Source organism: Pedobacter duraquae (genome assembly GCF_004362245.1).
Lineage (GTDB): Bacteria > Bacteroidota > Bacteroidia > Sphingobacteriales > Sphingobacteriaceae > Pedobacter > Pedobacter duraquae.
In genome coordinates, this window is sequence record NZ_SNWM01000002.1 from 334,265 (window position 1) to 347,448 (window position 13,184).

Annotated in this window: 14 protein-coding genes; 7 read left to right on the top strand and 7 right to left on the bottom strand. The window is 40.7% G+C overall.

Features of this window, described 5'->3' with window-relative positions; translation table 11 throughout:
• Entirely contained in the window at positions 1–2,373 is a 2,373-nt protein-coding gene (locus tag CLV32_RS07500; RefSeq protein WP_133554054.1) for an endonuclease MutS2, read from the bottom strand.
• The gene (locus tag CLV32_RS07505; protein ID WP_133554056.1) at positions 2,370–2,735 is read right to left on the bottom strand and encodes a DUF4296 domain-containing protein; all 366 of its coding nucleotides are present in this window, start codon (positions 2,733–2,735) and stop codon (positions 2,370–2,372) included. Before CLV32_RS07505 ends, CLV32_RS07500 begins: the two co-directional genes overlap by 4 nt.
• Positions 2,736–2,805: 70 nt before the next feature.
• Here CLV32_RS07505 and CLV32_RS07510 point away from each other — a divergent pair, with 70 nt between their 5' ends.
• Genes CLV32_RS07510 through CLV32_RS07525 form a run of 4 tightly spaced genes read left to right on the top strand, consistent with a single transcriptional unit; the run spans position 2,806 to position 6,453 of the window.
• A complete protein-coding gene (locus tag CLV32_RS07510; protein ID WP_133554058.1) occupies positions 2,806–3,495 on the top strand; it encodes a YggS family pyridoxal phosphate-dependent enzyme in 690 nt (229 codons plus the stop codon).
• Positions 3,492–3,965, top strand: coding sequence for a GNAT family N-acetyltransferase (locus CLV32_RS07515; protein WP_133554060.1), 474 nt, complete (start codon positions 3,492–3,494; stop codon positions 3,963–3,965). Before CLV32_RS07510 ends, CLV32_RS07515 begins: the two co-directional genes overlap by 4 nt.
• Before the next feature lie 42 nt (positions 3,966–4,007).
• A complete protein-coding gene (locus CLV32_RS07520; protein ID WP_133554062.1) occupies positions 4,008–5,270 on the top strand; it encodes an aspartate kinase in 1,263 nt (420 codons plus the stop codon).
• 1 nt (position 5,271) lies between these two features.
• A complete protein-coding gene (locus CLV32_RS07525; RefSeq protein WP_133554064.1) occupies positions 5,272–6,453 on the top strand; it encodes a THUMP-like domain-containing protein in 1,182 nt (393 codons plus the stop codon).
• Between the two features lie 37 nt (positions 6,454–6,490).
• On the opposite strand, the gene CLV32_RS07530 is transcribed toward CLV32_RS07525, so the two are convergent.
• The 4 genes from CLV32_RS07530 to CLV32_RS07545 all read right to left on the bottom strand — a co-directional run bounded on the left by CLV32_RS07530 (position 6,491) and on the right by CLV32_RS07545 (position 9,865).
• Positions 6,491–7,126 (bottom strand): peroxiredoxin, encoded by a 636-nt coding sequence (locus CLV32_RS07530; RefSeq protein ID WP_133554066.1) that lies wholly within the window; start codon positions 7,124–7,126, stop codon positions 6,491–6,493.
• Positions 7,127–7,173: 47 nt separating this feature from the next.
• Positions 7,174–8,106, bottom strand: coding sequence for a DUF72 domain-containing protein (locus tag CLV32_RS07535; protein ID WP_133554068.1), 933 nt, complete (start codon positions 8,104–8,106; stop codon positions 7,174–7,176).
• Between the two features lie 80 nt (positions 8,107–8,186).
• Positions 8,187–9,290: a S1C family serine protease gene (locus CLV32_RS07540; RefSeq protein ID WP_133554070.1), complete on the bottom strand. Its 1,104-nt coding sequence runs from the start codon at positions 9,288–9,290 to the stop codon at positions 8,187–8,189.
• A 5-nt stretch (positions 9,291–9,295) separates the two neighbouring features.
• Positions 9,296–9,865 (bottom strand): RNA polymerase sigma factor, encoded by a 570-nt coding sequence (locus CLV32_RS07545; protein WP_133554071.1) that lies wholly within the window; start codon positions 9,863–9,865, stop codon positions 9,296–9,298.
• A 140-nt stretch (positions 9,866–10,005) separates the two neighbouring features.
• Here CLV32_RS07545 and CLV32_RS07550 point away from each other — a divergent pair, with 140 nt between their 5' ends.
• The 3 genes from CLV32_RS07550 (at position 10,006) to CLV32_RS07560 (ending at position 12,330) form a co-directional block, all read left to right on the top strand.
• On the top strand, positions 10,006–10,224 hold the full coding sequence (locus tag CLV32_RS07550; protein ID WP_133554073.1) for a PG1828 family lipoprotein: 219 nt from the start codon (positions 10,006–10,008) through the stop codon (positions 10,222–10,224).
• 133 nt (positions 10,225–10,357) lie between these two features.
• A complete protein-coding gene (purB, locus tag CLV32_RS07555) occupies positions 10,358–11,704 on the top strand; it encodes an adenylosuccinate lyase (protein ID WP_133554075.1) in 1,347 nt (448 codons plus the stop codon).
• Positions 11,705–11,778: 74 nt separating this feature from the next.
• A complete protein-coding gene (locus tag CLV32_RS07560; protein ID WP_133554077.1) occupies positions 11,779–12,330 on the top strand; it encodes a NifU family protein in 552 nt (183 codons plus the stop codon).
• A gap of 56 nt (positions 12,331–12,386) precedes the next feature.
• Here CLV32_RS07560 and CLV32_RS07565 read toward each other — a convergent pair whose 3' ends face one another.
• Positions 12,387–13,181, bottom strand: coding sequence for an inositol monophosphatase family protein (locus CLV32_RS07565; protein WP_133554079.1), 795 nt, complete (start codon positions 13,179–13,181; stop codon positions 12,387–12,389).
• Positions 13,182–13,184: the final 3 nt, after the last annotated feature.

Consider the following 13,184-nt stretch of genomic DNA (forward strand, 5'->3'; position numbering starts at 1 on the left):
TTAATTGAAATAGACGTAAGTGATGCCATCACCACCACGATCGGCATGCTCATCTTCAACGCGGTTTACCTGTTTATATTTTTTCACATATTCCCTGATCAGCTTGCGCAGGATTCCATCCCCCTTACCATGGATAATTTTAACAAATGGAAAGCTCAGCATAATAGCTTTATCCAGATACTTCTCTACTTCATACACCGCATTGTCGCCGCGCATGCCGCGTAAGTCCAACTCAGCCGTAAAATTAGTAATGGCATCAGAAATGCTGCCGGAGAACGACTGGCTTTGAACAACCTTCTTTGCTTGCTTATTACTTATTTTCTGTAAGCGTTCCTTTTTTACCACAGAACGTAAATCACCGATTGCCAGGACAATGTTACCCCGGTTGATTTCCAGGACCTGTCCCGTTGTCTCTGTGTTAATCAGCTGAACCCAGTCGCCCACCGCAATTACCCCGCCTACTTCTACAACGGGTTTCGGTTTGGGCTCTTCTTTGACCTGATTGGAAATTAATTCTTTTTGCAAGTTCTGCCGCAAGCTCTTCGTGGCAAGTTTATCTGCTTGATTTTCTTTGATCTCAGCGATAGTATTTTCAACAAGCCTGTTGGCATTTTTTATGATTGACTGTGCTTCAAGCTTAGCCTCCTTAATCAGTGCCTTTTTATTCTCCTCAAGGAAAAGCTTAAGTTTTTCATTTTCACTAACGAGGTTTTTTACTTTGTTCTGCTGATTGGACAGGTTGAGCTTGGTATCATAGATTTGCTTTTTCTCGCGCTCAAGATCCACCAATAAACTGTCAATACGATTTTGGTTAGATCCCGTTTTCTGCCTGGCAAGTTCGATCACTTCTTTTTGCAGGCCGATGTTTTGCGCTATTTCAAAGGCGTATGAACTCCCTGGCTTACCAACCTCAAGAACATACATTGGCCGCATCTTCTCGTTATCAAACAACATGGAGGCATTTTCCAACCCCTCGGTATTTCCGGCAAATAGCTTAAGGTTTGAGTAGTGGGTAGTAATTACACCGCGTACTTTTTTCTTGTTGAGTACCTCAAGCACAGCTTCTGCCATAGGTCCACCAAATTGCGGATCTGTACCTGTTCCGAACTCGTCAATTAAGACCAGTGATTTTGGTGAAGCATGTTCAATAAAATAACGCATTTTGGTTAAATGTGCGCTATAGGTACTTAAATCGCTCTCTATGGACTGATCGTCGCCGATATCAGCAAAAATTTCATTAAATATCCCCACTTCGCTTGATTCATGTACCGGGATGAGTAATCCAGACTGGATCATGATCTGTAATAGACCAACGGTTTTCATACAGACAGACTTACCACCTGCATTGGGGCCCGAGACCAGGACAATACGGAGATTTTCGCGAATTGAAATGTTTAACGGTACAACAGAACGCTTTTCAGCCTTAAACGATAGCGTCAATAAAGGATGGCGCGCATTAACCAATTTACAGCGTGCTTCTTTTACAAGAACAGGCATTTCAGCTTCTATCTCTATAGCAAATAGTGCTTTTGCACGTACAAAATCTAATTTAGTGAGAAACCCATGGTATGACAGCAGTAATGGTGTATATGGTCTCAAATCTGTTGTTAGTGCAATCAGGATCCGAATAATCTCCCGACGCTTATCAAACTCCAGATCCCTCAACTTATTATTTAACGTAAAAACCTCTTCAGGCTCCATGTAAACAGTTTGTCCACTGGCAGACTCATCATGTATGAAACCCTTCAGTTTTCTTTTATTTTCGGCAAGGATAGGAATACACATGCGGCCATCACGGATCGTCAGACTGCCGTCGGCTACCCAATTTTGTGCTACCGCAGTTTTATAAATGCTGTCCATGCGTTTACGCACTTCCTGCTCACCTTTAGCGATAGCACCTATGATTTCCTGGAGGGCAGAAGATGCATTAGGCTTGATCTTTCCTTTTGGATCCAACACGGTTTCGATCTTCTTCAGGATATTTTTTTCTACTGGAAGGTGTTCAAAAAGTGCTTCCAGATTGGGATAAGTTTCCCTTCGCTCCTCAAAAAAGCGAATCACGGCGAAGGCTGTTTGCAATGATGTATACATCTGAAACAATTCCTCTTCTACCAGGTAGCTTCCCTCTGCACGGATCTTCTCTGCCAGGTATTTAAGATCTGAGAAGGTACTGATCTGCAAGGGTTCCTGATTTTCCAGGATACTTTTAAATTCGTAGGTCTGTCTTAAGAACTTATTGATCTGGTCAAACTTGGTAATTACCTGCATTCTGCTCACCATCTGGCGACCCATCGGACTCAGACAATGTTTCGTAATTAGTTCTTTTATTTCATCAAAACCAAGTCGTTCTAAACAACTCTCGGGGTATATCATACTTTTTTGACTGCTTTCTTAACTGGTGGTTTGTTTAAATACGTTTTTGTTGCTTCCAGTTTCTTTTTAATATGTTCGTACATATCGTTGAGTACCTCCGGATGTTTATAATAATAATCCATACTCTGTTCATACAAAGCAGAGTCAATACCATGTTTCTTATAAACTCCTTTGTAAAAGGCTGCCGATGCCTGTTTCGCCGAATCTGGTTTACTCATTGTATTGATATAACCATCCACCATATGGATATCATACAGAACTTTTTCCATTTTCACAGGCTGAATAATCGTACCAGGAATCTTGTCAGACTGGCAGGAAACCAGATAAATCATCAGTACAAACAGCGGAAGAAATTTCCTCATTTCATTAAAACATTAGTATTTCTTAGTCAAATTTGACTAAGGTTGTTAATTTTACCAAAAATACTGATAAATGAGCATAGCGGATAACTTATTGCGATATAAAAATGAACTGGATGCCGATCAGGTAACGCTGGTAGCGGTTTCAAAATTTCATAGCGCAGAAGAAGTAATGGAGGCATACAATGCCGGGCAACGGGTTTTTGGAGAGAACATCGTTCAGGAATTGGTGGAAAAACAAGAGCAACTCCCTAAAGACATCGAATGGCATCTGATTGGTCACCTGCAAACGAATAAAGTAAAATATATAGCCCCTTTCATCAGTCTGATCGAGTCTGTAGACAGTATTAAGTTACTGCAGGAGATCGACAAACAGGCGGCAAAAAATAAGCGGATAATCGACTGCCTGCTACAGGTATATATTGCCGATGAGGAGACAAAGTTCGGTCTCGGTTTTGACGAAGTGATTGAACTACTGCGGTCTGAGGAATATGCGGCATTAAAGAACATTCGCATTACCGGATTGATGGGCATTGCTACGAATACCGAGGTGGAAAAACAAATCAATGATGAATTTGAAGAACTAAAAGTCTTCTTCGATGGCGTTAAACTTAGCTTTTTCAGAAAAGACGATGCCTTTTCAATTTGTTCAATGGGCATGTCGGCCGACTATAAACTCGCTGTTGAAGCAGGAAGTACAATGGTACGTATTGGAAGTGCCATATTTGGAAAGAGAAAAATCAAACACTTTAAAGCACAATGAGCGTCAACTTAAGATATGCAACAGCAGCAGACTGCCCGCGGCTGCTCGAACTGATCACAGAGCTCGCAGTTTACGAACGCGCACCAGAAGAGGTAACAGTAACGCTGGCCGAATTTGTTGATGCCGGTTTCGGTGCTGCGCCGGTATGGAAAGCATTTGTTGCCGAAGAGCATGACAGTATCGTAGGCTTTGCACTGTTCTATATCAGATATTCTACCTGGAAAGGTCGCAGACTTTACCTGGAAGACTTTATCGTTACAGAATCGCAACGCGGTAAGGGAACGGGTAAACTACTCTTTGACCGGATCGTGCAGGAAACAGCAGAAAAAGGATATAGCGGCATGGTTTGGCAGGTGTTGGACTGGAATGAGCCAGCAATCAACTTTTACAACAAATACAGCGCTACCCTAGAAAGCGGATGGATTAATGCATCACTTTCTAAAGAACAGATCATCAGCTTTCAGCAATAAAAATTAATTAGCAGGCGCCTAGTCTGTATCAACTAAAATAACATGCAGGTATATAAATTTGGGGGGGCTTCAGTTTCGGATGCCCAGGGAATAAGGAATATTAGTAACATTATCAAAGCCTGCACAGCAACACCACTACTGATCGTAATTTCTGCCATGGGCAAAGTTACCAATCAACTTGAGCGTCTGTGTGAGTCCTATATCAACAATGAATCTGATCAGCACGATTTATTGGAAGAGATTAAGGCTTTTCACTTCTCAATAGCACATGAACTATTTGCTGATCAGCAACATCCTGTTTTCAACGATATCGCAAATGCTTTCGTCGAAATTGAATGGTTACTCGAAGAGGAGGCCAGTGATGCTCCTGACTATATTTACGATCAGATCGTTTCCATCGGAGAGCTCGTTTCTTCAAAAATTCTAACTGCACATCTAAATCTTTCAGACTGCAAGGCCCTCTGGATAGACGCCAGAAATTACATAAAAACAGATAATACATATAAGGAGGCAAAGGTTGACTGGCTAAAAACAGAGGCAGATATCCAGAAAACATTACCTGCATTATTGGCGAAATCCGTTATAGTTACACAAGGCTTTATAGGCAGTACAAGTGAAAATTTCACAACTACCCTAGGCAGGGACGGTTCAGACTACTCTGCAGCGATTTTCAGCGCCTGCCTTTCTGCAAACTCACTTACCATCTGGAAGGACGTTCCGGGTGTACTTAATGCCGATCCAAAATGGTTTGAGCAAACTGAGAAAATTCCACAGTTGTCGTACCACGATGCCATTGAGCTCACTTACTATGGTGCAAATGTAATCCATCCAAAAACAATCAAACCGCTGCAAAATAGAAATATTCCCTTGTATGTACGTTCTTTCCTTAATCCTTCTCTGGAAGGCACTGATATTACTGCAGAACGCACAAAAAATCCTGTTCCCTCTTTTATCTTCAAGGTCAACCAGGTGTTAATCTCTATTTTCCCAAAAGACTACTCCTTCATAATTGAAGAAAATTTAAGTGATATATTTAGCATCTTACACCAACATAAGGTTAAGGTAAATACTATGCTCAATTCGGCAATTAGTTTTTCCGTAAGTATAGATCACAATCCAAATCAGATCAATGCCCTCATTGACCAGCTGTCAGGTTCGTACAAAGTAAAATACAATACAGGTCTCGAGCTCGTTACCATACGATATTACAATCAGGATACCATAGATCGCGTAACGGCAGATAAAACGATCCTTCTGGAAGTAAAAAGCAGGCATACTTGCCAGATCGTGATGAAAAACACATAATATGAACACAGCAATCTTAGCTCCTGATGTTCAACAGTACATCGATGCAAATCTCAACGGTGATGTGCATCGTATTGCGCTGGCAAAAAGCCCTTTTCCAGGCGTTTCTGCAAAGGAACTAAGTGCACAGATCATGGCTAAGAAAAAATCCGTGAAGAAACTACCTACCTGGTTTAGGCATGGGCAGATTTATTATCCACCTTTGCTATCCATAGAGCAGTGTTCTTCAGAAATTACTGCTAAATATAAGGCTACCTTAATCGGGGGTGGAAATGTAATCGATTTGACTGGTGGCTTCGGTGTAGACAGTTTCTACTTTGCCAAGCATGCTGAGTCTGTTATACATTGTGAGCTAGACGCCGAGCTATCGGAAATTGCAGCACATAATGCAAAGGTGCTTGGCGCAAAAAACATCAGTTGCCAGCCTGTTAACGGACTCGAATACCTGGCGGAGCATGAAGTTTATTTTCAGACAATTTATGTCGACCCTGCCCGGAGGAGTAAGGCTGGAAAAGTTTTCATGCTGAAAGATTGCACGCCAGATATCGTGACTCATTTGGACTTGTTGCTTATTAAATCTGAACAGGTCATCATCAAGACCTCGCCCTTGCTTGATATTTCAGCGGGTATTAAAGAGTTAAAAAATGTTGCTGCAGTCCGCATTATAAGTACAAAAAATGAATGTAAGGAACTGCTATTTATCCTTAAAGCTGAGTTTGAGGGTGAAGCTACACTAACTGCAGTAACTCTGAACGATACGATCAAAGAGATCAGCTTTTCCTTGCGCGATGTGGCAGAACAAAGTGTTGGAAAAATGAAAGTATTAGGCCGTTATTTGTACGAACCTGATGTCGCTTTATTAAAAAGTGGCGCATTCAACCAGATCGCACAACACTTCGGTTTAGAAAAACTGGATCAGCATACTCACCTTTATACATCCGACAGTGCGAACTCAGAATTTCCGGGTCGTATATTTACCGTTAATGAGGTTTACACGGCTCAGGAATTGAAGAAAGAGAAATCGTTGGTGGGCAATGTAATTGTCAGAAACTACCCTGAAAAAGCAGAAAATCTTATTAAAAAATTCAAGATAAAGTCGTCAGACAATCAGTTTCTAATCTTTACAAAAGATGGTAATCACGGATTCATAATTATCGATGCTACGATTCTACAGCATTATTAAATAGCGGCAGCTCAGGTAAACTGCCACTAATCACACCTTACTTATTTGGTTGTGGTGTAGTACGCAAATAAGGTTTAATCACTTTATGCCCTTTCGGAAATTTCTCCGGAATATCTTCGGTCTTGATGCTGTTCATTACGATCACATCGTCACCGTCTGCCCAGTCAGCTGGCGTGGCTACGCTATATTTTGCAGTTAGCTGTAATGAATCAATCACACGTAATACTTCGTTGAAGTTTCTTCCTGTTGATGCTGGGTAGGTGATCATCAGTTTTACTTTTTTATCTGGTGAGATTACGAACAAAGAACGCACAGTTAACGTCTCGGATGCATTTGGATGAATCATATCATACATATCTGCAATTTTCTTATCCTCATCTGCGATAATCGGGAAATCTACATCGGTATTTTGTGTTTCGTTAATATCCTTAATCCAGCCCTGGTGAGAAGTTGCAGAATCAACACTGAGTGCAAGTACCTTTACATTTCTCTTGCTGAACTCGTCTTTCAAAGCAGCAGTACGCCCCAATTCTGTTGTACATACCGGAGTATAATCTGCAGGGTGGCTAAACAGAACGCCCCAGCTGTCGCCCAGGTATTCATAAAAATCGATATCCCCTATAGAGGTTTTTGCTTGAAAATTCGGTGCTACGTCGCCTATTCTGATACTCATAATGGTTGCTTTTAAATTTATGGAATTGGTTTTCCTAAAATTAAGGATCAATCGTTAAACATTCCTAATTGTTTTGTAATAAAATTTACCCGGTTGAGCTTTGATCCGAGGTGTTTGTTAAACTGTTCAATGGTATAATCAGCAATTTCAGGTGTATCCTTTTCATCGTGTTGATGCAGAAAGAAATAAACATCCTCAAGTCCTTTATCCAACCAGGTCGAGATCCTTTGAACCCAGGAATCTACACGGTCGCGGTCCGAAAAGGCAAATTCCTGCCCATTACCAACAAAACGGATAAAAGCAGCCGGAGTGCTCAGTTCCATATGCAACACATCCCTCCTGCCGGTAGCGTCAGTAAGTACACTACCAATTTTCAGCTCATGTAATAAGGTGAAGAGCTTTGCTCTTACTGTCAGATCGTCGAACCATTCCCTATGGCGAAGTTCGACGAAGAAACGCATATCCACAGGCAGGTTACGGAGATAGCTCTCCAACACATCTAATTTTGCTGGCCCAAAGTTATCACTGAGTTGCAGGAATACAGGTCCGAGGAATTTTCCAAAACCCTGTAAGTTAGCCAAAAAGGTATCTGTGGCCGTATCAGCATTAACAAGCCTGTGGATATGGCTAACAGTTCTAGGGAATTTTGGAAAAAATAGAAAAGGTGGGTTCGCATAGCTTTCTGCGCTAGCTTTCCAGCTTGCGACGGTTTTCTCTGTTGGTATCTGGTAAAAAGAAGCGTTAAGCTCTATCGCATTGAACTGCTTTACATACTGATTCAGGAAGTCTTTTGCTTTGGTACCCTTTGGGTAGATCTGCCCAATCCATTCATCCCTGCCCCATTTCGCACAGCCTACATAAAACTTCGGAGTGGTTACCCTTTCCGATTTATTCAATGTTGCTGCTGTCTGTGCCCCATCCGCTGGTAGCGAAAAATCTATTTCGGGGATTTCTTCCCGAGGTACTTTTCCAAAATCCATATCATAAATATAATGGTCATAAAATAAAAAACCCTGAGTCCGTGTAAACAGGCTCAGGGCAAATGTATAGGTAATAATAATTAGTTATATACTTTGATCATGAAAACATAATCCTGTATTTTTTCTATCTGTCTGGTTCTGGTAAGTCCCTGCAATACGTTTCTTTTTTTGGTTTTAACAATCTTCCCTAAGGAATCCTGAGAAATCGTACCGAGGGCATCCATGATGTATTTGGATTTAATCGCGTATGTAGCTCCGTCCATTTCATTTTCGCGGGCGCTAATGACACCGATTACATTTCCCTGGTTATCTAATAAAGGACCGCCGCTATTTCCTGGATTTACCCGAATATCTACCTGATATGCCAGTGTATCACCTCCGTACCCTGTTTTAGAGCTCAGGTATCCCTCGCCTAGTACTGCATCATCTTTAGGATATCCTAAAGTGTACACATGTTCTCCCATACCGGCACTGTTTCTTTTTAGCTTATATGGAAGGCTTGACAAGCGCGAAAAAGAATTATCGCTGATCTTCAGGATTGCCAGATCACGCTCTGGAAACTGGGCAACAACTTTAACTTTATAGCTTGCTCCTTTGCTATCCTGAACATAGATAGAATCTGCCTTATCAATAACGTGGTTATTGGTAACAAGATAACCGTTGGTAGTCAAGGCGAAGCCTGTACCCCCGTACTTCGCCGGACTTAATACCGGTTTGCCCGACTGACTGTTTGATACGATATTTCTGATCAGCTTATTTTGAGAATCCTGTTTATTCTCAATTTTGCCAAGTTTCCGGCTTAGCATCTCGTAAGAACCAATTTGTCTGGTATTGTGCAATACCGAATAAATGGAAACACAGGTAAGCAGGATAAATGATGCAGCAATGGCCAGTGCAGATTTGTTTTGCTTCCAAAGGTTAACGATATAAGACGGATGCGGTCCAAGCTTACGGCTCAGCGTATCTACATCAATGGTTTCGTGGATATGATCTAGCTGCTCCTGTAAGGAACTTTGCTGTGCATAAGCTGTAATAGAATCCAAAAAGACTTTATGTGCTACCACGCGGTGATCGATAGCTTGATCGTTTGCACGCAATTGTTCGAATGCCTGAGCCTCAGCAGGGGTAAGCTTCCCGTTCAGGTAATCTTCAATTAAATTCTCTAACTCGATATCGTTTCTCATGACCATTAATTTTGAAAAAACAGCTTCTTTAATCGTTGCAGGCATTTATATTTCTGAGTTTTGGCATTATCGGTATTGGTATAACCAAACTTCTCAGAGATATCCTGCATAGACAAATTATGCATGTAAAAATCCTGAATAATCGTCTTGCAGGGCTCACCCAGACTCAGCATAGCAGTTTTCATTTTTTCAAACTGCATATCCTTTTCTTCATGCTGTTCAACATCTACCTCTACAGCAATCACATCTTCAAATTCCGACAGGTTGTTACTTGTCTTCTTATTTTGCTGTGACAGCTTCTTGAGCCAGATCCTCCTGCTGACTGAATAGATATAAGTCTTTAATTTACTTGTCAACTCGAAATCTCCGCTCTTAATCTTATTATATAGGACGATAATCGTTTCCTGATAAACATCCTTGGCGTCATCTTCATCCCCGTTATTATTCAGAATAAACTGAAGAACCATCGGGAAATGCCCCGTATACAATCTATTTAGTGCGTCTTCTGAATTATTTAGTATCCCTAAAACTACTTCTCTATCTGTTGGAACTGAACTGCTTAACTTATTACTCACTATTAATACATTTATACGTGAATGGTAACCCAATATTAGGCAAAAAAATATTCTTAATTATTTTTTAGATTCATGGGTTACCTTTTGATCTTATCGGTATTAATCTGTAAAATTAATTAATTATTTAAACAGAAATTAGAATGAAAAACTTATTTAAATTCGGCTTTTTAGCTTTAGCATTATCTTTATCAGTAGCAGCTTGTAACTCAGAAAAAAAAGCTGAAGGTGCTGATACTACAATGACTGATTCTTCAACTATCGTTACTGATACTAACAAAGTTGATACTGCAGTTAAAGATTCTACAGTAAAAGATACTACAGTTAAAGTTGAAACTACTAAAACTGAAGTTAAGAAATAATTTTCCTTAACTTAAGAAAAGCCCTGGCACTGTCAGGGCTTTTTTTATGCCCTGACATTTATATTTGAAACAGCCGTTCTGGCATAAACAGTTAATAAATGTTACCTTTGCCGTTGAACATATCTTTCAATTCATGAATCTTTCAGCACTACAGGCCATCTCTCCAATTGATGGGCGCTACAGGCAAACAACACAAAATCTCGCTGCTTACTTCTCAGAATCTGCCCTGATTAAATACCGGGTATTTGTTGAAATTGAATATTTCATCTGTCTAGTAGAAAAAGGGCTGCCTTCACTGCTGGATTTTGACAAAAAACAATATGATCAGCTACGTTCTATCTATATCCAGTTTTCTGAAGATGATGCACAGGAAGTAAAGAACACAGAAAAAATCACAAACCATGATGTTAAAGCCGTAGAATACTTTATCAAAAGAAAATTTGATGACTTTGGCTGGGCAGCATATAAAGAGTTTATCCACTTCGGCCTTACCTCTCAGGATGTAAATAATACCGCTATACCTTATACCTTTAAACTGGCTTTGGAAGAAGTATACTATCCAAAAATTAGTCAGTTGATCGATCAGATAAAAAAAATGGCTGCAGAATGGAATGATATTCCATTGTTGGCGCATACGCATGGGCAACCTGCCTCTCCTACCAAATTAGGCAAGGAGCTGCTGGTTTTTGCCGAGCGGCTGGATGTACAATTAATGGCTTTGAAGACTATTCCAAATAACGCAAAATTTGGTGGTGCCACAGGAAATTTCAACGCACACCATATCGCCTACCCATCTATCAACTGGGTAGAATTTTCAAACGCATTTGTAAATTCTGTATTGGGATTAAATCGTGCACAATACACTACACAGATCGAACATTACGATCAATTTGCTGCGCAATGCGATGCATTGAAACGTATTAACAATATCATTATCGACCTCGACCGGGATATCTGGACCTATATTTCTAAAAACTACTTTAAACAAAAGATTAAAGAAGGTGAAGTAGGGTCGTCTGCAATGCCACATAAAGTGAACCCGATTGATTTTGAGAACGCCGAAGGAAATGCAGGTATCGCAAATGCCCTGTATGAATTTTTTGCGGCTAAGTTGCCGATTTCAAGACTGCAACGCGACCTAACAGACTCTACAGTTCTTAGAAATATCGGCGTACCGATGGCACACAGTGTAATTGCAATTAGCTCGACCCTGAGGGGACTGGATAAATTATTATTGAACAATGCAGTAATCGAGGCCGACCTTGAAAACAACTGGGCTGTTGTTGCTGAAGCAATCCAAACGGTACTAAGAAGAGAGGCTTATCCAAATCCTTACGAGGCGCTGAAAGATCTGACCAGAACTAATACAAAGATTACTGCAGCAACGATGGCAGAATTTATTGATCAATTGTCAGTTTCTGATGCACTCAAAGCAGAATTAAAAAACATTACTCCATTCAACTATACCGGCGTCTTCTAATTAATGACTCAAAACAGACATGCAAATCAGATAATCAAAGGGTAATTATTTATTTTTGTATCAAATAAACGACCATGACGATCAACGTATATACAGAACAAACACCAAATCCTGCCACCATGAAATTCATGGTAAACAAGCTGTTGATCAATGGCAGCGAGGATTTCGCCACAAAAGAAAGTGCTGAAGTATCGCCTTTTGCAAAGGAGCTGTTCAAGTTCAACTTTGTATCAGGCGTATTTTTCGCGAGTAATTTTGTGACAATCACTAAAACTGAGGGTACAGATTGGGCTGATGTAGAGCCAATCCTTAAGGAATTTGTTAAAGGAGCTGTAGAATCTGAATATAAGATTAAAGAAGAGACATCTGATGAAGCGCCAAGCTTTGAAGGTTCTGACCTGGAGATTAAGATCCAGCAGATCCTGCATGACTATGTACGTCCGGCTGTTGAGCAAGACGGTGGTGCAATCAGCTACCGCTCTTTCAACGAAGGGGTTGTTACTGTTGAATTGAGAGGTTCTTGCAGTGGATGTCCGTCTTCTACTATCACCTTAAAATCAGGTATCCAGAATCTTTTGCAGAGAATGGTGCCAGAAGTTAAAGAAGTTGTTTCTGAAGCGCTATAGTTTCAGACAACCTATTGTTAGATAAAAAAACGCTCCTGAAATTCAGGAGCGTTTTTTTATGCATTAAAATTCCTTGCTATCGCTTCCAAAATTTCTTCATCAATAAGCCCATTGACGGCAAGAATCTCTCGGGTATTTATAAATTCGCTCCCTCCAGAAAAGTTCATGATCTTTCCTCCTGCACGCTGTACAATAAAAGCGCCGCCGGCTACATCCCAGGCATTAAGATTGTATTCAAAGAAAGCATCAAACCTGCCACAGGCCACATACACTAAATCTACCGCCGCAGATCCCATTCTGCGCAAGCCATGGCATTTGCGCATCATCTCCGAAAATAACTGCATGTATTGCGCCTGCTTGTCAAACTGATAATACGGAAAGCCGGTTGCCAGCAAACAGTCAGAAAGCGCCGCTCGTTTAGACACAGCGATTTTTTTGCCATTCAAAAAGGCAGGACCATCTTTATAGGCGTAGAACATTTCTGATCTATTGATTTCATAAACCACACCGATAACAGGTTCGTCATTTTCGTAAAGTGCAATACTGATTGAATACACAGGAATTCCATGGATGAAATTTGTAGTACCGTCCAATGGATCAATAATCCAGTTAAACACATCACCGCGGCTGTTGATTGTTTCTTCTTCAGTAGTGAAACCTGCACCAACAATCAGCTCTGACAGGTTATTTACGAGCTGTTGCTCCGCTTGCTTGTCAACATAGGAAACAAGATCATTCAGACCTTTAAATTCTATTTTTTGCGCATCGAAGTTCATCGATTCTTTTCGGATGAAATTTCCCGTCATACGGGCAATTGCACATACCTGAGTACAGAGCAGTTCGTAATCCATAAG

Excerpts from the sequence above, each read along its gene's own strand:
- CLV32_RS07550 (WP_133554073.1), top strand. The coding sequence starts at position 10,006 with ATGAAAAACTTATTTAAATTCGGCTTTTTAGCTTTAGCATTATCTTTA.
- purB (WP_133554075.1), top strand. The coding sequence starts at position 10,358 with ATGAATCTTTCAGCACTACAGGCCATCTCTCCAATTGATGGGCGCTAC.
- CLV32_RS07535 (WP_133554068.1), bottom strand. The coding sequence starts at position 8,106 with ATGGATTTTGGAAAAGTACCTCGGGAAGAAATCCCCGAAATAGATTTT.
- CLV32_RS07540 (WP_133554070.1), bottom strand. The coding sequence starts at position 9,290 with ATGAGAAACGATATCGAGTTAGAGAATTTAATTGAAGATTACCTGAAC.
- CLV32_RS07525 (WP_133554064.1), top strand. The coding sequence starts at position 5,272 with ATGAACACAGCAATCTTAGCTCCTGATGTTCAACAGTACATCGATGCA.
- CLV32_RS07505 (WP_133554056.1), bottom strand. The coding sequence starts at position 2,735 with ATGAGGAAATTTCTTCCGCTGTTTGTACTGATGATTTATCTGGTTTCC.
- CLV32_RS07560 (WP_133554077.1), top strand. The coding sequence starts at position 11,779 with ATGACGATCAACGTATATACAGAACAAACACCAAATCCTGCCACCATG.
- CLV32_RS07565 (WP_133554079.1), bottom strand. The coding sequence starts at position 13,181 with ATGGATTACGAACTGCTCTGTACTCAGGTATGTGCAATTGCCCGTATG.
- CLV32_RS07530 (WP_133554066.1), bottom strand. The coding sequence starts at position 7,126 with ATGAGTATCAGAATAGGCGACGTAGCACCGAATTTTCAAGCAAAAACC.
- CLV32_RS07510 (WP_133554058.1), top strand. The coding sequence starts at position 2,806 with ATGAGCATAGCGGATAACTTATTGCGATATAAAAATGAACTGGATGCC.
- CLV32_RS07520 (WP_133554062.1), top strand. The coding sequence starts at position 4,008 with ATGCAGGTATATAAATTTGGGGGGGCTTCAGTTTCGGATGCCCAGGGA.
- CLV32_RS07515 (WP_133554060.1), top strand. The coding sequence starts at position 3,492 with ATGAGCGTCAACTTAAGATATGCAACAGCAGCAGACTGCCCGCGGCTG.
- CLV32_RS07500 (WP_133554054.1), bottom strand. The coding sequence starts at position 2,373 with ATGATATACCCCGAGAGTTGTTTAGAACGACTTGGTTTTGATGAAATA.